This window comes from Pelomicrobium sp. (genome assembly GCF_036803785.1).
Taxonomy (GTDB): Bacteria; Pseudomonadota; Gammaproteobacteria; order Burkholderiales; family UBA6910; genus Pelomicrobium.
This window is the reverse complement of sequence record NZ_DAIRTR010000008.1, coordinates 1-17,501: the sequence shown is the minus strand read 5'-3', so window position 1 is coordinate 17,501 and position 17,501 is coordinate 1. Positions and strand designations below refer to the sequence as shown.

Genomic DNA, 17,501 nt, shown 5'->3' with positions numbered 1-17,501 from the left:
CTTAGCGTGTGCCTCTGGACTTCTCCCGTGGCCGCTGACGAGTTGCAGGTGAGCCGCGACGGCGAGACGATCTCCATCCGCGGGCAGCTCGACTTGCCGGTGCCGCCGCAAATCGCCTGGGCCACCCTGACCGACTACGCCCGGTTCGTCGATTTCGTTCCCGACATCACCTACAGCCGGCTTCTGCCCGACAGCGTCCATGATACGCGGCGCCTGGAGCTGCGGGGCGAGAACCGAGTGGTGTTCTTTCGTGCCGAATACCGAGCGGTGCTCGCTTTACAGGAACAAGTGGGAGAGCGCATCCGGTTCAGGGCCGTATCGGGCAACTTCAGGGAACTGGAGGGCGAATGGCATTTAAGCTCCAATGGCGCCGGCACCCGCATCGCTTATTATGCCCGTCTGGTACCGGACTTCTGGGTGCCGCCCTTGATCGGCCCCTTACTCATCCGCTACAACGTGCGCCGCCAGCTGGAAGGCATGGTGCGGGAAATGGAGCGCCGCGCCGGGGCGGGGAGCCGGCGTCCCGGCGTGCGGGGATGGGGCTACGGAAGGATGCATCGGCCGCAAGGTGCAGCGCGCGCCGTCGCCCGCTCCGGGAAGCGGCGGCTGCCACACGAAAGCGCAAAACGCGGCAGGGGGGTAGCCGTAAGCGCCTTGATGTCAATGTCGAACACAGCCGCCCGGACGAGCTCCCGCCGCTTTACGGTGTCGACCCCAGGGTCCCTCTGGGGCAAGGCACTGCCCGCCGTCCATGGGGGTGCCCTCCCGGTTTCCCCGCCTTCGGGAAACCAGTAACATACCCGCCGACGCGTCGCAGCCAAACCGCCGAACAATGACCGACACGTTGCACGTTGCAACCTATAACATCCATAAAGGTTTTTCCCATTTCAACCGCCGCATGGTGCTGCACGAGCTGCGGGACCGAATCCATGCCCTGGGTGCGGATGTGGTCTTCCTGCAAGAGGTGGTGGGGGCCCATGAGCGGCACGCCGAGCGCTTCCACAACTGGCCGGTCAAGCCCCAGTACGAATTTCTTGCTGACACCGTTTGGGTGGACTTCGCTTACGGGAAAAACGCCGTGTATGACGAGGGCCACCACGGTAATGCGATCCTGTCCCGCTTTCCCATTGTCGCTTGGGAGAACGAGGATATCTCTACCCACCGGTTCGAGCGGCGAGGGCTTCTGCACTGCGAAGTGCAGGTCCCCGGCTGGACACGCACGTTGCACTGCGTCTGCGTGCACCTGGGGCTTTTCGCCCGGGGTCGCAACCGCCAGCTAAAGACCCTGGAGCGGCGTATTCGGGAGATGGTGCCGGAAGATGCGCCGCTCATCATCGCCGGAGACTTCAACGACTGGCGAGGCAAGGCGAGCCGTGTCCTGGTGGATGCCCTGGAGCTGCGGGAAGTCTTCGAGCTGACCCGGGGTCGGGCAGCCCGCAGCTTCCCCTCGGCGCTGCCCTTGTTCCGCTTGGACCGAATTTATGTCCGAGGCTTCCAGGTGAGACATGCCCATGTCCATTACGGGCATCCGTGGTCCCGGATTTCCGATCACGCGGCTTTGTCTGCCACCATGATTCGCTTGTAGCCGCCGGTGCCGGGGATGGGGGGTGCGCTGCGGATAGGTGGTTTCTATTGAAAAATAGACCATTTTTATTAGATACCGTGCCTACGTAAGCGCTATATTATTTAATAAATAATTAAAATTCCTTTGGCGCTTTCCTGCGATGCGTAAAGAGCTGCATCACAATGCGGCACATTTTGTGCGCCTGAGGGTATTACCACCGTCGCTAAAAAACACATTCCGTTGAATAGAAAAGAAAAAATTTTTGGCACGATGATTGCTAATAAGGAGATGAAAGTGGCGGGAGCTTCTCGTTGCTTTCATCCTCCTCCTTTGGCTATTGGGGCGTTCGCGAGAACGCCCCTTTTTTTCGTTTCTTGCCTATCCTAGTGTTGGTGTCTCAAGTAGCGTTGTCGATGGGTTCGGTGGCATCGGACCTCATTCGAAGAATCCGAACCACGCTCACGGAGGAGGATGAAATGAAACGAATGAAACCATGCTTTACGGCGGCGCTCGCGATCTTGGCGTATGCCATGCCGGCCTTCGCCGTCGAGGGCGGCAAGCGGGGTGCGGCGCCGCTGGAGATGGAAAAACCCGCCGCGCCCGTACCCTGGGTCCGATATGCGCCCTGGCCCCAGGCTAATTGGAATGAGTTCAACACCCTGCGCGACAACGCGTCGCCCCCGGTTGAGGGCTACCAGCGGGTATTCGGACCCATCACGGACGGGAACCCGGAAAACGGCAAGAAGCTCGCTTTTGATCGCTCCCGGGGCGGCGGATGCCTCGCCTGTCATGTCTTGCCGGGCGGGATTTTGCCGGGAAACGTGGGACCGGACCTGTCCACCATCGGAACCTGGGGCCGCACCGACTGGTGGCTCTATAACTACATCTATGATGCTCGGGTCTTCAATCCCACCACCATGATGCCGCCGTGGGGGCGCCATGGACTGTACTCGCCAGAGGAAATCCGGGACATCGTCGCTTATTTGAAGACGTTGAAAACCCCCGCCCAATTCAAGGACCCGCGGGACGATCCCAACCGGCGGGTCAAAGAGGAGCCGACCTACGATCCGGACGATCCTTTCCAGAATCCCGCCTGGGGAGAGGGAGAAAAGGGCGAGCAGCTCTTTGCCACGGTGGGCCCCAATGGCAAGTCGTGCGCCAGCTGTCATAAAGATCCGAAGAAGGAGTTCCGCACCTGGGCAGCCCGCATGCCCTACTACGAGCCGCGGATGAAGAAGGTATTGAACACCGAGGAATTCATCACCCGCCATGCTCGAGCCACCACCGGCGCCGACTATCCCATGCAGGGGGAGGAGAACACCGAGCTTGCCATCTATCTGCGAAGCCTCGGCCGCGGCGTGCCCATCAACATCCGCTTCCGCAGCGCCGAGGAGCGGGCCCACGCCGAACGGGGCAAAGCGCTCATGGGGCGCAAGATCGGACAGCTCAATTTCGCCTGCACCGACTGTCACGGCCTGGCGGAGAACAAATGGATCCGGGGTCAGTTCTTGACGGGCTCGAAAAATCAGGTGGGCCATCACCCGTATTACCGTACCAGCCAGGGAGAGATCTGGACCATTCGCAAGCGCTTCCAGTGGTGCGGGGTGGCGATACGGGCCAACGAGCTTCCGCCGGATGCACCCGAATACGCCGACATCGAGTACTACCTGACCTCCCTCAGCAACGGGAAGAAGGTCAACACTCCCGGCATGGGTCACTGAGCCGAAAGCCCGCGCTCAACCTCGAGCGCCCGCAGCGGCGGGATAGATGAACCCGCCGCGGCGGGTGAGTGCACCCATACGCTCGAGTTCGGCCACCAGCCACTCCGCCAGCCCAGCCGGGGAAAGTCCCAAAAAGCGGCGATTCACTTCCTGGTAAGCGTCCACTGCTTCTAGGTAGGTGGGCAGGGCGGCAAGGGCCATACGCCTTTTCTCGAGCAAGGCAAACATGAGCATGGCCTTGAGGAAATGGCGCGCAGTGCGGGTGGGGTCTGCCTGAAACGCCTCCAGTCGCTTGAAGGCCCGCTCCAAAGCGGCCTCCATGTTACCAAAGGGCAGACCATGGCCGGGAATCACCGTTTCCACGTCCAGGCGGGCCAGGGTCTCCAGCGCTTGCCGCGCCGCCTTGAGGCGTACCGGCTCCCCGCTCTCCGGGGCTATGACACCGAACCCGCGCTCCCAGAGGGCATCGCCGGACACGAGCAGCCGGGCTTCCTCGCAATAGAAGGCGAGCGCTCCCATATCGTGGCCGGGCACCGGGATGGCTTCCCATTCCAGATCGCCCAGGATCAGCCGCTCGCTAGGCGCGATCACCTCGTCGTAGAGGAAGGGGTCGCAGTACTGATCAGCATAGTCGAGCCATAGGGCCCGGCTGTCCCAGCGCGCCACCAGGGGTGCTTCCCCCTGGGGAATGCTCACCCGGCAGCGATAGGCGCCGCGTAGCACCGCGTTGCCTCCCACGTGGTCGCTGTGGCAGTGGGTGTTGACCAACCGATCGAGTCGGCGGGCGCCCAGCGCCTCGGGGCGTTGGAGCAGGCGAAGCGTCTCGCCGGCACAAGCCGAGTAACCGCTGTCGATCAAGGCCGTTTCCCGGCTGCCCAGGATCAGCACGCTGTTGGAATTGAGCCAGTCGCGCACGATCACGCGGACCTGGGCTGGCAGCTTGCTCTGGTAAGGGTCGGCAGACCCGGCGGCCATCGCTGTTCCTGGGCAGGACGACTCGACAGGAGGATGACTGGGTTGGGCGGTCCCGGCTCTCCGAGCGCGGAGATTCGCCCAGCTCGCCTCGATTCTCAGCCCGCATGCGCATGGACGTCAATCGGGCCTGCCTTTTCCGGTGACGGCCTGTCGGCGGGCTGATAACCTTACATTTTTATTTGTTCTTCTGCCGATGCGCGCCCACGATTCGGTGGCGCCCGCCGCTTCAGGCGGTGACTGGCGCACTTTGAGACGGCTGCTTCCCTATTTGTGGGAGTTCCGCGGCCGGGTGGCGGCTGCCCTTGCCTTCCTGCTCGCTGCCAAGCTGGCCAACGTGGCCGTGCCGCTGGTGCTCAAGGAGATTGTGGACGCCCTCTCTGGCAGCCAGGCCCTGCTGGCGGTCCCCTTGGCGTTGCTCGTCGCTTACGGGGCGCTGCGGCTGTCCACGACCCTCTTTACGGAGCTACGGGAGATCGTCTTCGCTCGCGTTACCCACCGGGCGGCGCGACGCCTTGCCCTGGAGGTCTTCCGCCACCTCCATTCCCTGTCTTTGCGTTTCCACCTGGACCGGCAGACTGGGGGCCTCTCCCGGGACATCGAGCGGGGCGTGCGCGGCATCACGAGCCTCATGAGCTATACGCTCTACTCTATCCTGCCCACCCTGATCGAGATCCTCCTGGTGACCGGGGTACTCCTATACATGTACGAGCTGAGGTTCGCCCTGATCACTTTTGCCACCCTCGTTGCCTATGTCCTCTACACCGTGACCGTGACCGAATGGCGTACCAAGTTCCGGCGCCAGATGAACGAGGAGGACTCCCGCGCCAACACTCGAGCCATCGACAGCCTGCTCAACTACGAGACGGTGAAGTATTTCGGCAACGAGGAGCATGAAGCGCGCCGCTACGACGAGAACCTGCGACGCTACGAGGCGGCGGCGGTGAAAAGCACCACCTCTCTCTCCGCCTTGAATACGGGACAGAGCGGCATCATTGCCCTTGGCGCGACCCTGATCATGTGGCAGGCGGCCCAGGGCGTGGTGGCCGGGCGCATGACCATCGGCGACCTGGTGCTGGTGAACGCCTTTATGATCCAACTCTATATCCCGCTTAATTTCCTGGGGGTGTTGTACCGGGAGATCAAGCAATCCTTGACCGACATCGAGCGCATGTTCAAGCTCCTAGGCGAGCATCGGGAGATCCAGGACAAGCCCCATGCGCCAGCCTTGGCGGCGGCAAATCCCACCATACGCTTCGAGGAAGTGCGCTTCAGCTATGACGGCCGGCGGGAGGTTCTCCACGGGGTGAGCTTCGAGATCCCCGCCGGGCGCACGGTGGCGGTGGTGGGTCACTCGGGCGCCGGCAAATCCACGCTGGCGCGCCTGCTGTTTCGCTTCTACGACGTGACCGGCGGGCGCATCACCATCGATGGCATCGACATCCGGGACGTGACCCAGGCGAGCCTGCGAGCCGCCATCGGCATCGTGCCCCAGGACACGGTACTGTTCAATGACAGCATTTTCTACAACATCCAGTACGGCCGGCCTGACGCGAGCCGCGAGGAGGTGGTGGCGGCGGCCCGGGCGGCCCACCTTCACGAATTCATCGAGCGGCTGCCCGACGGTTACGAGACCCAGGTCGGGGAGCGGGGGCTTAAGCTCTCGGGCGGGGAGAAACAGCGGGTGGCCATTGCCCGGGCACTGCTCAAGAATCCCCGCATCCTGGTGTTCGACGAAGCCACTTCGGCCTTGGATTCCCAGTCGGAAAAGGCGATCCAGGCGGAAATCGAACGCATCGCCCGGGGCCGCACCACCCTCATGATCGCCCATCGGCTTTCCACTCTCCTCCACGCGGACGAAATCCTCGTGATGGATCAAGGCCGTATTGTGGAACGGGGGGATCACGCATCATTGCTGGAACGCGGTGGCGTCTACGCTCGGCTCTGGACCCTGCAACAGCGGGAGCGGGGGGCATCGGCCCCCGGAGGCTTGTCACTGACCCAGCCAGCGGCTTGAAGGGGAGGGGGCACAAATGCCTCGAAAACACGCTAAGTTTTTATCTCAACCCTTTCCATAGGTTACATTTTTTGCTATGGTAAGAGAGGGCTGGATGCGGCCGCAGCAGCAGGGGAGTGCTGCGGGGGCGGCCGGCCGAGCACGGATGCAGGGGGGACGACGGCATGGGACGAGGGCTGGCGATCCTGCTCGCCGCCATGGTCATCGGTACGGCGCAGGCGCAAGACGAGGGCACGGTGCCGCGCGGTAAAGCTTCTTTCAGGACAGCCACGCTGGTGCCCGCCGATGGACCTCAGCTCAAATCGGCGGCCGCGCTGGTTCTGGATTACGAGAGCGGCACCGAGCTCTACGCCAAGAACAGCACGGAAGTGATGCCCATCGCTTCCATTACCAAGCTGATGACCGCCATGGTGGTGCTGGATGCCGGGCTCGACCTGGAGGCTCCCCTCACCATCGCTGCGGCCGACGTGGATACGCTGAAGCACACCGGCTCCCGGTTGCGGGTCGGGACGGTGCTGCCGCGCCGGGAGCTCCTGCGCTTGGCCCTCATGGCCTCGGAGAACCGGGCCGCCGCTGCCCTGGCGCGCACCTACCCCGGTGGGACCGAGGCTTTCGTCCGCGCCATGAACGTCAAGGCGCGGATCATCGGAATGGCGCACACCGAGTTCGTCGAGCCGACCGGCTTGGACGCCCGCAACGTTTCCACCGCCCAGGATTTGGCAAAGCTCGTGGAGGCCGCCGCAGGCTATGCGCTGATCCGGGAATTTACCACCACGCCCCGGGCGCAGATCGAAGTCCCGGGCACCCGGCGCACCATGGCTTTCAGCAATTCCAACCGCCTGGTGGCCCATAAAGACTGGGAAATCGAGGTTTCCAAGACCGGCTTCATCCGGGAGGCCGGCCGTTGCCTGGTGATGCAGGCCCGGGTCGCGGGCCGCCAGGTCATCATCGTGCTCCTGGATTCTTGGGGTAAACTCACCCGCATCGGCGACGCCAACCGCATCAAGCGCTGGATGGAGAGCTCCGCCCGGTTGCCTGCGGTATCAGGCTGAGCGAGCGGCCTTTCTTCGCCTTAGGGACTGCGGGCGCGGGGCCGCAAGACTAGTGCGCCTTCCGGATTTCCATGGCGAACGAGCGTTCCGCTCCTCCTCTACCCTTGACGGCTGCACGCATCGGGGCACCCCGGTCTCTCGCGCCCAGGGCGAGGCTCCATACCCGCATCCCCGTGGCCGACCGATTCCGCGAGGACGTGCTGGCGGGCCTTGCCGCTCGTCCGAAGCGCATACCGCCGAAATACTTCTACGACGAGCGCGGCAGTCGGCTGTTCGAGCTCATCTGCGAGCTGCCCGAATATGCCATCACCCGGGTCGAGACGACCCTCATGGAGCGCCACCGGCAGGAGATAGCAGCCTGCCTCGGGACTGGGGTCTGGCTCATTGAATACGGCAGCGGCAACAGCCGCAAATCGCGCCTTCTCCTCGAGGCGTTGCGGCCGGCGGTATACATGCCGGTCGACATCTCCTTGGAGATGCTGGAGCACGCAGTTCGCCAGCTCGCCTTGGACTTCCCCTGGCTGCACATCGAGGCGGTGTGGGCCGATTACGCCGACGCCTGGGAACTCCCCCAGTCGGGGCCTCAGGCGCGTCGCGTCGCTTATTTTCCCGGCTCCAGCATCGGTAATTTCGATCCGGAGGATGCCCAGCGCTTTCTGGCGCGCACCGCTCGCCAAGTGGGAGAGGGCGGCGGACTGCTGATCGGCATCGACCTCAAGCGGGAAGTTGACCGGCTGACCCGGGCCTACGACGATGCCGGCGGCGTGACGGCCCAATTTAACCTCAACCTGCTCCTGCGCATCAACCGGGAGCTGAAAGGGGACTTCGTCCCCGAAAGATTTCGCCATGTAGCCTTCTACAACGAGGCCTTCAGCCGGATCGAAATGCACTTGCAAAGCGTGGTCCACCAGCAGGTTACGGTGGCGGGGCGGCGGTTTTGCTTTTTCGCCGGCGAGGCGATGCACACCGAGAACTCCTATAAGTACTCGGTGCAAGATTTCGAGGCGCTCGCCCGGTGTGCCGGATTCAGGCTGAAGCAGAGCTGGATCGGAGCGGAAGAGCCCTTCGCCGTCCTGTACTTGGAGGTGAGCTGAGGCGAGATCAGCGCCGCAGCGCCCGCACGGGTCGGTAACCGATGGCGTGGGAGATGTCGTCGGCCACTTCCTTGACCAAGGGGCCCCAAGCCTTGTTCAGGCGCTCCGAGGGGGCAGAGATGGAGAGCCCCGCCACAAGCCGACCTTCGTCGTCACGGATCCCGGCACCGACGCAGGAGACGCCTCGCTCTGCTTCCTCGTTGTCGAAGGCGTAGCCCTGCCGGCGCACCCGCTCCAGCTCCTGGGTGAGCTTGGGCAAACTGTTGAGGGTGTTGCGGGTGAAGGAAGGCAGGCCAGTGCGCTGGGCGTATTCCCGGACCTTTTCCGGCCCGTCTTCCACGAGAAAGAGCTTCCCCACGGCCGTGATGTGCAAGGGGGCGCGGGCGCCGATCAGGTGAACCACCCGCATGGCCGAGCGGCTCGACACCAGGCGCTCCACGTAGACCATCTCGTCCCCTTGGCGAATGGAGAGATTCACCGTCTCGTGAATCTTGTCGTGCAGTTTCTGCATGAAGGGCAAGGCCTCGTCCCGGATGTTGATCCGGCTCTTGACCAGGTTTCCCAGCTCCAGCAAGTGGATGCCGAGCCGATAGGTGCCGGGCTCGATGCGGTCTACCAAGCGGTGCTCCACCATCACGCTCAGAATCCGGTGGGCGGTGGAAGGATGGAGGCTGGTCTTGATGGCGAGCTGCTTCAAATTCAGGGGCTCGGGGCTTTCGGCCAAGGCCTCCAGCAGCGCCATCATGCGCTCTAGCACCTGAATGGAAGATTTTGTCCCGTTTTCGGCCAAGAAAGAATCTCCTGCGCTGCACAAAGACGGGGCAAATTTTACATTATGAAATTTCGAGCGGCAACGGTCGCGGGCAGGGAAGGGGGGTATGTTATGATCACGCGACCTTTTCGAGCGCTTTCCGATCCCCAAGGCCGTGCGCGTCGGTCTTTTCGTGACCTGTCTCGTCGATCTGCTGCGTCCCCGCATCGGGTTTGCGGCGCTCAAGCTCTTGGAGGCCGCGGGCTGCCAAGTGGTGGTGCCGGCCACCCAGACCTGCTGCGGCCAGCCGGGCTACAACAGCGGGGAACGCGCCGGGGCTCAGCGGCTTGCGTTAAAGCTTCTGGAAGAATTCGCTGATTGCGACCACGTGGTAGTGCCTTCGGGCTCGTGCGCCGGAATGATCCGGGTCCACTATCCGGAGCTGCTCCAGGATTTTCCGGCGCACCGAGAGGCGGTGGAGCGGTTGTGCGCCAAGACCTACGAGCTCACCGACTTCCTGGTACGAGTGGCGCAGCTGCAAGCAGTGCCCGGCCGTTTCTCCGGCACCGTGACCTATCACGATGCCTGTTCGGGCCTCAGGGAGCTCAGGGTCAAACGCCAGCCCCGCGAGCTATTGGCCAAGGTGCAGGGCCTTGCCCTTGCGGAGCTACCCGGCGCCGAGCAGTGCTGCGGCTTCGGCGGAACCTTTGCCGTCAAGTTCGGGGAAATCTCTACCCGTATCGTGGACCGCAAGTGCCAAGCCATCGAGGCCACAGGGGCAGACGCGGTGGTGCTGGGAGATCTGGGCTGCATGCTCAACATCGAAGGCCGACTGCGCCGCCGGGGAAACCATCGCACCCGGGTCCTGCACGTGGCGGAGGTGCTGGCAGGCACCGACGGTGAGCTCTGAGGGACCCATGCAGGTGACTTCCATGTATTTCAAGGCCCGCGCCCGGGAAAAGCTGCGGGACGAACGGCTGCAGCAGGCTCTTGCCCGGCTGCAAACCAACTTCGTCGACGCTCGTGCCCGGGCGATCGCGGAACTGCCCGACTTCGAGCGGTTTCGCGAGGCGGCGGCGCAAATCCGGGAGCGGGTCCTGGCCCACTTGGACGTCTATCTGGAAGAGTTCGAGAAAAACGCTACTGCCCGGGGCGCAGAGGTGCACTGGGCGGCGACCCATCAGGAGGCAGCGCGCATCGTGTGCGAGATCGCGCGCCGTCACGGGGTACGCAAGGCGGTCAAGTCCAAGTCCATGGTGTCGGAGGAGTGCGATCTCAACGAGGCATTGCAGGCGGCCGGCGTGGAAGTAGTGGAAACCGATCTGGGGGAATACATCCTGCAGCTCGCCCATGAGCCCCCGTCCCATATCGTGGCGCCGGTGGTGCATAAGAACAAGGACGAAATTGCCGAGTTATTCGAGCGCGAGCATCGGCGGCCGCGCCAGAGCGAGATCGAAGCCCTGTGCCGGGAAGCGCGGGAAGTGCTGCGGCCCCATTTCCTCGCGGCGGACATGGGGATCTCGGGGGCCAATTTTTTCTGTGCTGAGACCGGCTCCACCCTGATCGTCACCAACGAGGGCAATGGCCGCATGGTGACCACGCTGCCGCGCGTACACGTGGCGATCACCGGGATCGAAAAAGTGGTGCCGACGCTAGAGGATCTTGCCACCTTGCTGCGGCTTTTGCCCCGCTCTGCCACCGGGCAGTCCATCACCAATTACGTCACCCTGTCGACAGGCGTGAAGGGTGAGGGCGACCTGGACGGGCCGGAGCACTTCCACATCGTGCTGGTGGATGCGGGCCGTACCGCCCTCCTGGGCACGGCCCTGCAGCCCATGCTGCGCTGCATCCGCTGCGGCGCCTGCATGAACCATTGTCCGGTTTACCAGAGCGTAGGCGGCCACGCCTACGGTTGGGTGTACCCTGGTCCCATGGGTTCGGTACTCACCCCGGCCTACGTGGGGCTGGAGAAGGCCCTGGATCTGCCTCATGCCGCCACCCTGTGTAACCAGTGCGGGGTCGTGTGCCCGGTGAAAATTCCCTTGCCTGAGCTCATGCGCAAGCTGCGGGAAAAACAGATGGAGCGGGGTCTGCGGCCCTGGCCCGAGCGGGCGGCGCTGCGGGCCTGGGCTTGGCTGGCCCAGCGGCCCCGCGCCTACGCCTGGGCACTGCGCCTCGGCGCCCGGCTGCTCAAGCGCATGGCCGGCGAAAAGGGCTGGTTGCATTGGCTGCCCTTCGGCCGCGGCTGGACCGAGGGACGGGACTTTCCGGCACCTGCAGGCAAGACCTTTCGCGAACTCTATCGGAGCCGAGGTGGATCGTGAGTATTGCAACGTCTAGAGCGACGAGGGAGGGGGAACCGGGGATCGTTCCCCTGTGGATCGGAGGCCAGCGGGTGGAGCCTTGCACTGAGCGTTTCGGCGAGGTTACCAATCCCGCTACCGGTGCGGTGATTCGACGCGTGCCCTTCTGCGGAGCCGAGGACGTGGCGCGGGCGGTAGGCGCCGCTCGGGCGGCGTTCCCCGAGTGGCGCAGCACTCCACCGCTCAGGCGGGCGCGTATCCTCACCCGTTTTCGCGAGCTCATGGAGGCCCACCGGGACGAGCTCGTCCGGCTCGTCACCGAAGAGCACGGCAAAACCCTGGCAGACGCCGCGGGTTCAGTACAGCGGGGGATCGAGGTGATCGAGTTCGCTTCTGGCGCGCCTCATCTCCTCAAGGGAGAGCACGCGGAGGACGTAGGCCGGGGCGTGGACTGCCACTCTCTGCTTCAGCCCCTCGGGGTCTGCGTCGGCATCACACCCTTCAACTTCCCCGTCATGGTACCCCTGTGGATGTTCCCAGTGGCCATAGCCTGCGGCAACACCTTCGTGCTCAAGCCGTCCGAGAAGGTTCCCTCGGCCTCCCTGCGCATGGCAGAGCTCTTTAAGGAGGCGGGGTTGCCCGACGGCGTGTTCAACGTGATCCATGGCGACAAGGCGGCCGTGGACGCCCTGCTTGTCCACCCGGAGGTAAAAGCGGTTTCCTTCGTGGGCTCTACCCCCATCGCCCGCTATGTGTACGAGACCGGGGCGCGCCATGGCAAGCGGGTGCAGGCGCTGGGCGGTGCCAAGAACCACGCCGTGGTATTGCCCGACGCCGATCTCGATTTCGCGGCGGAGGCTCTGGTAGGTGCCGCCTACGGGTCGGCCGGAGAGCGCTGCATGGCCATTTCGGCGGTGGTGGCGGTAGGGGAAGCCGCCGATCCGCTGGTGGAAAAACTCGCTGCTCGGGCGCGTCGCCTCAAGGTCGGCCCGGGCAGCGAGCCGGGAGTGGAGATGGGGCCCCTCATCTCCCGCGCCCACCGGGATCGGGTGAAAGGCTACGTGGACCAGGGCGAAGCGGCGGGCGCTCGGCTGGTGGTGGACGGCCGGGGACTGCAAGTTCCCGGTCACGAATACGGCTTCTTCCTCGGCCCTACCCTGTTCGATCATGTGACTCCCGAGATGTCCATCTACCGGGACGAGATTTTCGGTCCAGTGCTGGTGGTACTGCGGGTGCGGGATTTCGGCGAAGCCCTGGAACTCGTGAACCGCAATCCCTATGGTAACGGCACTGCCCTCTTCACCCGCTCCGGGGCGGCGGCGCGGCGTTTCCAGAACGAGGTGGAGGTGGGCATGGTGGGCGTGAACGTACCCATTCCGGTGCCTATGGCCTTCTTCTCCTTCGGCGGCTGGAAGCAGTCCCTGTTCGGCGACCTCCATGTGCACGGCATGGAAGGCGTGTACTTCTACACCCGCACCAAGGTGGTGACCACCCGCTGGTCTGAGACAGATTTGCCGGGCAGAGGCTTGTCGATGCCGACGCTGGGATAGAGCTAGAGATGAAGCGAAGCCCGCGTCTTCTGCCATGACGGCTCTGCACTGGGTCGTGTTCTTGGATGGGATCACTATCGTGGTGCCCAGCGTCTACGGCCACGGGATCCGCCTTTGCCGAGCGCAGCTTCGCCCCATGGCGGGACTTGCGGTGAGCCCCGCGGCTTGCTGCCGGAGGCTGCGGGAGGGGCGGCGGCAGGAGGCGCAATTCTTCTGCCGCTTCATCCACCCGATCGGTAAGCCGTATACGTTCATGGCGGAAACGCCTAGCGGCCGGGTTGCTTGAGTCGGCGACGATGAACTCCAGGGAAGAAATCCTGAGCCGCATCCGTAAAGCCCTGGGGCGCTCGGTCGACGGCGCGCCCCTGGAAGTGCGCGAAGCAGTGCGCAATGCCCTGAAGGCCCACGAGCCCGGTCCGCGCCCCTCGTTCGACGGGCCACGTATCGAGCGTTTCCGGCAGCGGGCCCTCGCCATGGCCTGCACCGTGGCGCGGGTGGATGCCCAGGAAAGCGTGCCGGCGGCCGTTGCTGCCTATTTATCTGAGCAAGGGCTGCCCCTCGAGGCCGTGGTATGGCCGGAGCTCGTGGGCTGGAGTTGGGCGTCGGCAGGCATCTTGGTCGAGAGCAGGCGTCCCGCGGGAGCGGACCGGGTAGGCATTACCGGTGCTTTCTGCGCCATTGCGGAGACGGGCACCCTGGTGATGCTCTCGGGACCGGCCACGCCGCCCTCACTCAGCCTGGTGCCGGAAATCCACGTCGCCGTGGTGCCGGTTGGGCGCATCGTAGAGACGCTGGAGGATGCCTGGGCGCTGCTGCGGGCCGAACGGGAAAAACCGCCCCGTGCCGTCAACCTGATTTCGGGACCCTCCCGCACGGCCGATATCGAGCAGACAGTCACCTTGGGCGCCCATGGACCGTCTCGGGTGCACGTCATCCTGCTGGGCTGAGGGAGCGTTGCCGCGTCAATTCTCCATCGATTCTTGCCGGATCTCATCAGGCGGCGTGAGGGAGGAATCGACGCCTCGCCTTACTCCCGCCCGGGCCATGAGGTGGGCGGACACCGGCGCCGTCACGAACAGGAACAGGGTGATCAGCAGCTCGTGCAGGCTCAGGCCCGGACCCGCCAGGCTGAAGTGGAGCATGGAAGCGATCAGCACACCCCCCACTCCGAGGGTGGTGGCCTTGGTGGGTCCATGCAAGCGCATATAAAAATCGGGCAGGCGGGCGAGTCCGAGGGAGCCCGTGAGCCCGAAGAAGGCACCCGCTAGGACGAACAGGGAAACGATAGCCTCGGCGATCATGATTCGGAACCTCCCTTGTCCTGATTATTCGATCACCGGCTCCCGGGCCAGGTACTTAGCCAAGGCCACGGTACTGACGAAGCCTACCGCCGCAATCAGCAGGGCTGCCTCGAAATACACCGTCGTATCCTGGGCGATTCCCAACAAGATGATGATGGCGATGGCATTGATGTAAAGGGTGTCCAAGGCGAGCACCCGGTCTATGGCGTCCGGACCTCGCACGAGGCGCCACAGGCACAGCAGAAAAGCGGCGGAAAAAGCGCCCAATGCAACGGTAACGGCAGCGGTCAACATTCGAACAGCTCCCTCAGTGGTTGCTCGTAACGGCGTTTGATTTCGGCGACGGCGCCCTCAGGGTCCTCCACATTCAAGGCATGGATCCACAGGGTACGCCCGTCGGGCGAGAGATCCACCGACACCGTACCCGGCGTCATGGTGATCATGCCGGCAAGCACGGCGATAGCGTACGGATTGGTGAGGGAAAGAGGGAGGGCCAGGAAGCTCGGTTTGACTCGCAATTCTGGCGCCAGGATGATGCGCGCCATCGCCACGTTGGCCACCACGATGTCCCACAAGAACGGCAGGAACAACTTCAGCGCCATTCCTAGCCGGATGGAGCGCAGCCGCTCCGGGAAGAGCCCGGCGGTAAGCCGGGGAATGGCAACGCCCAGGAGCGCGGCGAGGAGCACATGGGCAGGCGCCACGGAATTGGCAAGTAACAACCACACCACGGCGACCGCGAGCGAAAGCATGGGATGGGGCAGAAGCCGGGCCAGGGCGCTCATTGGGAGACCTCCTTGGATGGATCGCCCGGCAGACCGCGTTGGGGCAGGGCGCGATGGCCAAGCACGGCAGCGGTATAGCGTTCTACGTCGAAAAGCGCTTGGGCAGTTCGATCGGTGAACGCTTTGAACGGCGCCGCGAGGACCACCAACGCGGTAAGCCCCGCCATGAGGGCAAGCAGAGGGAGGGCCTGGGCGGGTGAAGCGGCTTGGGGGGCCGGCGGTGACTCCCGGGAAAGATCCCAGAACAGGCGGCTGCCTGCTCGGGCTACGGCGAACAGGGCGAGGAGCCCGGTGATCAAGACCACGCTCCAAACCAATAGTGCCGCGTCTGCCTGCCGGGCACTTTCCAGGATCATCACCTTACCCAAGAAGCCAGAGAACGGGGGCAGCCCCACGGCAGAGGCGGCGAGAAACGCGTACGCTCCGGCCAGCAACAGCGGCCGGCCAAGCTGGGGCCCGCGCTGGAAGCGGTCGGCTGCCCCACCCCGCTCGAGCGCGATCCGCTCCCACAAGAGGAACAGGCCGGCGGTCACCAAGGTGCTGTGCACCAAATAGAACAGGGCGCTTGCTATGGCCTGGGGGGTGAATAGGCCGACGGCGGCAAGCAGCGTGCCCACCGATGCAAGGGTGAGATAGGCCACGAGGCGCCCCAAGTCGCTCGCCGCCAGGACTCCCAGCGTGCCAAGTCCTAAGGTGATAAGCCCCGCCGGCAGGACCCACGGGGCGGCCAAGCCGTCCGTTCCCTGCTGCCCGAAGACCAGGGTGAACATTCGCAGAATCGCGTAGACTCCCACTTTGGTCATGAGGGCGAAGAGGGCCGCCACCGGGGCCGCCGCCGCGGTGTAGCTGATGGGAAGCCAGAAGTACAGGGGAAAAAGGGCCGCTTTCACGGCAAAGACCACGAGCAGCAAGAGCCCCGCTACTCGGGCGAGAAGCGCCGCCTCGCCCTCTAATCTTCCTACGGTCCTTGCCAGGTCCGCCATGTTGAGGGTGCCGGCTGCGCCATAGAGCAGGGCGACTCCGACCAGGAACAGGGCCGAAGCCGTGAGATTTACCACCACGTAGTGGATGCCCGCCCGCGCTCGATCAGCACCACCGCCGTGCACTAGAAGCCCATAGGAGGCGATCAACAGCACTTCGAAGAAAACGAACAGATTGAACAGGTCTCCGGTCAGGAAAGCGCCGTTCAACCCCATGAGCTGGAACTGGAACAGGGCATGAAAATAGCGTTTGCCGCCAGCGGGCCCCGCCGCGTCCCAACCCGTCATCGCGTAGGCGAGGCAACCGAGCGCCACGCCCGCGGTGAGAGTGAGCATCAGGGCGCTTAACCGATCCAGTACCAGCACGATGCCAAAAGGTGCTGGCCAGTTGCCCAGCAGATACACCTGTGGGAAATCGTCCAGGGACGCGCTCAGGCCCGCACAAATGGCGGCGAGTCCCGTCGTGGCGGTTGCCGAGAGCCAACGCTGCACTGGCATGGGCCGGCCGGCGGCTAAGAGCAACAGCGCCGCCGAAACCGCAGGTAGGACGATGGGAACGATGATCCAGTGGCTCATCCGCTGTCCTCGTCGGTGGGCGCGCCGTCCACGTGATCGGTGCCGCTCGCCAAGCGGCTCCAGACGGCCAGCGCCGCCAGGAAGGCGGTCATGCCGAAACTAATCACGATGGCGGTGAGCACCAAGGCCTGGGGCAAGGGATCGGCGTACTCGAAGACCCCTTCCACGATGCGCGGAGGCGCCGCGAGGGTGAGCCGCCCCATGGCGAAGATGAAGAAGTTGACCGCATAGGAGAGGAGGGTCAACCCCAGCAGGACCGGGAAGGTACGCCCGCGCAACAGGAGGAACACGCCTCCCGCCGTGAGGGCAGCGATGCCAATGGCCACCAGCGCTTCCATCACGGGGCTCCCGAAGCGGTCGGCAGTGGCACGCGAGCGAGCCGGGTGAGGTAGACCAGAGTAGCGCCCACCACCGTCAGGTATACGCCCAGGTCGAAGATCACCGCACTCGCCAGCTCCAGGTCGCCAAGCAGCGGCAGGTGCAAGTGTCCGTAGGTGCTGGTGAGGAAGGGATAGCCGAAGAAGAAGCTTCCCAGGCCCGCAATCCCGGCGACGAGTACCCCCCAGCCGGTGACGGACCGGGGGAAGAGATTGAGTCGCCGCTCTGCCCAGGCGAGGCCGCTCGCCATGTATTGGATCACCAGGGCGATGGCGGTTACCAGCCCCGCGATGAAACCGCCGCCGGGGTCGTTATGGCCCCGCAGGAAGAGGTAAGCCGCCACCAGAAGCGCAAGCGGGAGGATCACCCGGGCCGCGACGGTGAGGATGAGAGACCCTCCTTCCATAGGGCGATTTCCCGCGAGCGGGGCTTTCGCGCCGCCTGCCCCAGAAAGGGG

General features: G+C 64.3%; 19 protein-coding genes. 11 read left to right on the top strand and 8 right to left on the bottom strand.

Annotated elements, in window-relative coordinates; all coding sequences use genetic code 11:
* The first annotated feature begins 27 nt into the window (after nucleotides 1-27).
* The 3 genes from V7Q81_RS01875 to soxA all read left to right on the top strand — a co-directional run bounded on the left by V7Q81_RS01875 (nucleotide 28) and on the right by soxA (nucleotide 3,285).
* A complete protein-coding gene (locus V7Q81_RS01875; RefSeq protein ID WP_333839833.1) occupies nucleotides 28-795 on the top strand; it encodes an SRPBCC family protein in 768 nt (255 codons plus the stop codon).
* Nucleotides 796-832: 37 nt separating this feature from the next.
* The gene (locus V7Q81_RS01870) at nucleotides 833-1,585 is read left to right on the top strand and encodes an endonuclease/exonuclease/phosphatase family protein (protein ID WP_333839830.1); all 753 of its coding nucleotides are present in this window, start codon (nucleotides 833-835) and stop codon (nucleotides 1,583-1,585) included.
* Nucleotides 1,586-2,040: 455 nt separating this feature from the next.
* Entirely contained in the window at nucleotides 2,041-3,285 is a 1,245-nt protein-coding gene (gene soxA / locus V7Q81_RS01865) for a sulfur oxidation c-type cytochrome SoxA (RefSeq protein ID WP_333839827.1), read from the top strand.
* Nucleotides 3,286-3,300: 15 nt separating this feature from the next.
* Here the strand turns inward: soxA and V7Q81_RS01860 are convergent, their stop codons facing one another.
* Complete coding sequence (locus V7Q81_RS01860; protein ID WP_333839825.1) at nucleotides 3,301-4,260, bottom strand: MBL fold metallo-hydrolase; 960 nt, start codon at nucleotides 4,258-4,260, stop codon at nucleotides 3,301-3,303.
* A gap of 193 nt (nucleotides 4,261-4,453) precedes the next feature.
* On the opposite strand from V7Q81_RS01860, the gene V7Q81_RS01855 reads away from it, so the two are divergent.
* The 3 genes from V7Q81_RS01855 to egtD all read left to right on the top strand — a co-directional run bounded on the left by V7Q81_RS01855 (nucleotide 4,454) and on the right by egtD (nucleotide 8,420).
* Entirely contained in the window at nucleotides 4,454-6,274 is a 1,821-nt protein-coding gene (locus tag V7Q81_RS01855; protein ID WP_333839823.1) for an ABCB family ABC transporter ATP-binding protein/permease, read from the top strand.
* Between the two features lie 164 nt (nucleotides 6,275-6,438).
* Nucleotides 6,439-7,326 carry a D-alanyl-D-alanine endopeptidase gene (pbpG, locus tag V7Q81_RS01850; RefSeq protein ID WP_333839821.1) on the top strand — a complete coding sequence of 296 codons (888 nt, stop codon included), beginning with the start codon at nucleotides 6,439-6,441 and terminating at the stop codon, nucleotides 7,324-7,326.
* Nucleotides 7,327-7,397: 71 nt separating this feature from the next.
* The gene (egtD, locus tag V7Q81_RS01845) at nucleotides 7,398-8,420 is read left to right on the top strand and encodes an L-histidine N(alpha)-methyltransferase (RefSeq protein WP_333839820.1); all 1,023 of its coding nucleotides are present in this window, start codon (nucleotides 7,398-7,400) and stop codon (nucleotides 8,418-8,420) included.
* Nucleotides 8,421-8,427: 7 nt separating this feature from the next.
* On the opposite strand, the gene V7Q81_RS01840 is transcribed toward egtD, so the two are convergent.
* Entirely contained in the window at nucleotides 8,428-9,165 is a 738-nt protein-coding gene (locus tag V7Q81_RS01840; RefSeq protein ID WP_333839891.1) for an IclR family transcriptional regulator, read from the bottom strand.
* A gap of 181 nt (nucleotides 9,166-9,346) precedes the next feature.
* On the opposite strand from V7Q81_RS01840, the gene V7Q81_RS01835 reads away from it, so the two are divergent.
* From V7Q81_RS01835 to V7Q81_RS01815, 5 genes are read left to right on the top strand one after another with little or no spacing between them, the layout of a single operon-like run.
* Nucleotides 9,347-10,081: a (Fe-S)-binding protein gene (locus tag V7Q81_RS01835; protein WP_333839818.1), complete on the top strand. Its 735-nt coding sequence runs from the start codon at nucleotides 9,347-9,349 to the stop codon at nucleotides 10,079-10,081.
* A 7-nt stretch (nucleotides 10,082-10,088) separates the two neighbouring features.
* Nucleotides 10,089-11,495, top strand: a complete 1,407-nt coding sequence (locus V7Q81_RS01830; protein ID WP_333839816.1) for a LutB/LldF family L-lactate oxidation iron-sulfur protein — start codon at nucleotides 10,089-10,091, stop codon at nucleotides 11,493-11,495.
* Nucleotides 11,492-13,024, top strand: a complete 1,533-nt coding sequence (locus V7Q81_RS01825) for a CoA-acylating methylmalonate-semialdehyde dehydrogenase (protein ID WP_442954731.1) — start codon at nucleotides 11,492-11,494, stop codon at nucleotides 13,022-13,024. Before V7Q81_RS01830 ends, V7Q81_RS01825 begins: the two co-directional genes overlap by 4 nt.
* 34 nt (nucleotides 13,025-13,058) lie before the next feature.
* Nucleotides 13,059-13,310 (top strand): hypothetical protein, encoded by a 252-nt coding sequence (locus V7Q81_RS01820; RefSeq protein WP_333839814.1) that lies wholly within the window; start codon nucleotides 13,059-13,061, stop codon nucleotides 13,308-13,310.
* A gap of 10 nt (nucleotides 13,311-13,320) precedes the next feature.
* Complete coding sequence (locus tag V7Q81_RS01815; RefSeq protein WP_333839812.1) at nucleotides 13,321-13,971, top strand: LutC/YkgG family protein; 651 nt, start codon at nucleotides 13,321-13,323, stop codon at nucleotides 13,969-13,971.
* 15 nt (nucleotides 13,972-13,986) lie between these two features.
* On the opposite strand, the gene V7Q81_RS01810 is transcribed toward V7Q81_RS01815, so the two are convergent.
* From V7Q81_RS01810 to V7Q81_RS01785, 6 genes are all read right to left on the bottom strand, one after another.
* Entirely contained in the window at nucleotides 13,987-14,325 is a 339-nt protein-coding gene (locus tag V7Q81_RS01810) for a Na+/H+ antiporter subunit G (protein WP_333839810.1), read from the bottom strand.
* A 24-nt stretch (nucleotides 14,326-14,349) separates the two neighbouring features.
* Nucleotides 14,350-14,619 (bottom strand): K+/H+ antiporter subunit F, encoded by a 270-nt coding sequence (locus V7Q81_RS01805; protein ID WP_333839808.1) that lies wholly within the window; start codon nucleotides 14,617-14,619, stop codon nucleotides 14,350-14,352.
* On the bottom strand, nucleotides 14,613-15,110 hold the full coding sequence (locus tag V7Q81_RS01800; RefSeq protein ID WP_333839805.1) for a Na+/H+ antiporter subunit E: 498 nt from the start codon (nucleotides 15,108-15,110) through the stop codon (nucleotides 14,613-14,615). Before V7Q81_RS01800 ends, V7Q81_RS01805 begins: the two co-directional genes overlap by 7 nt.
* The gene (locus V7Q81_RS01795; protein WP_333839803.1) at nucleotides 15,107-16,666 is read right to left on the bottom strand and encodes a monovalent cation/H+ antiporter subunit D; all 1,560 of its coding nucleotides are present in this window, start codon (nucleotides 16,664-16,666) and stop codon (nucleotides 15,107-15,109) included. Before V7Q81_RS01795 ends, V7Q81_RS01800 begins: the two co-directional genes overlap by 4 nt.
* A complete protein-coding gene (locus V7Q81_RS01790) occupies nucleotides 16,663-17,004 on the bottom strand; it encodes a Na+/H+ antiporter subunit C (RefSeq protein ID WP_333839801.1) in 342 nt (113 codons plus the stop codon). Before V7Q81_RS01790 ends, V7Q81_RS01795 begins: the two co-directional genes overlap by 4 nt.
* On the bottom strand, nucleotides 17,004-17,501 hold a 498-nt coding region (locus tag V7Q81_RS01785), incomplete at its 5' end, for an MnhB domain-containing protein (protein ID WP_333839799.1). The genes V7Q81_RS01790 and V7Q81_RS01785, both read right to left, overlap by 1 nt.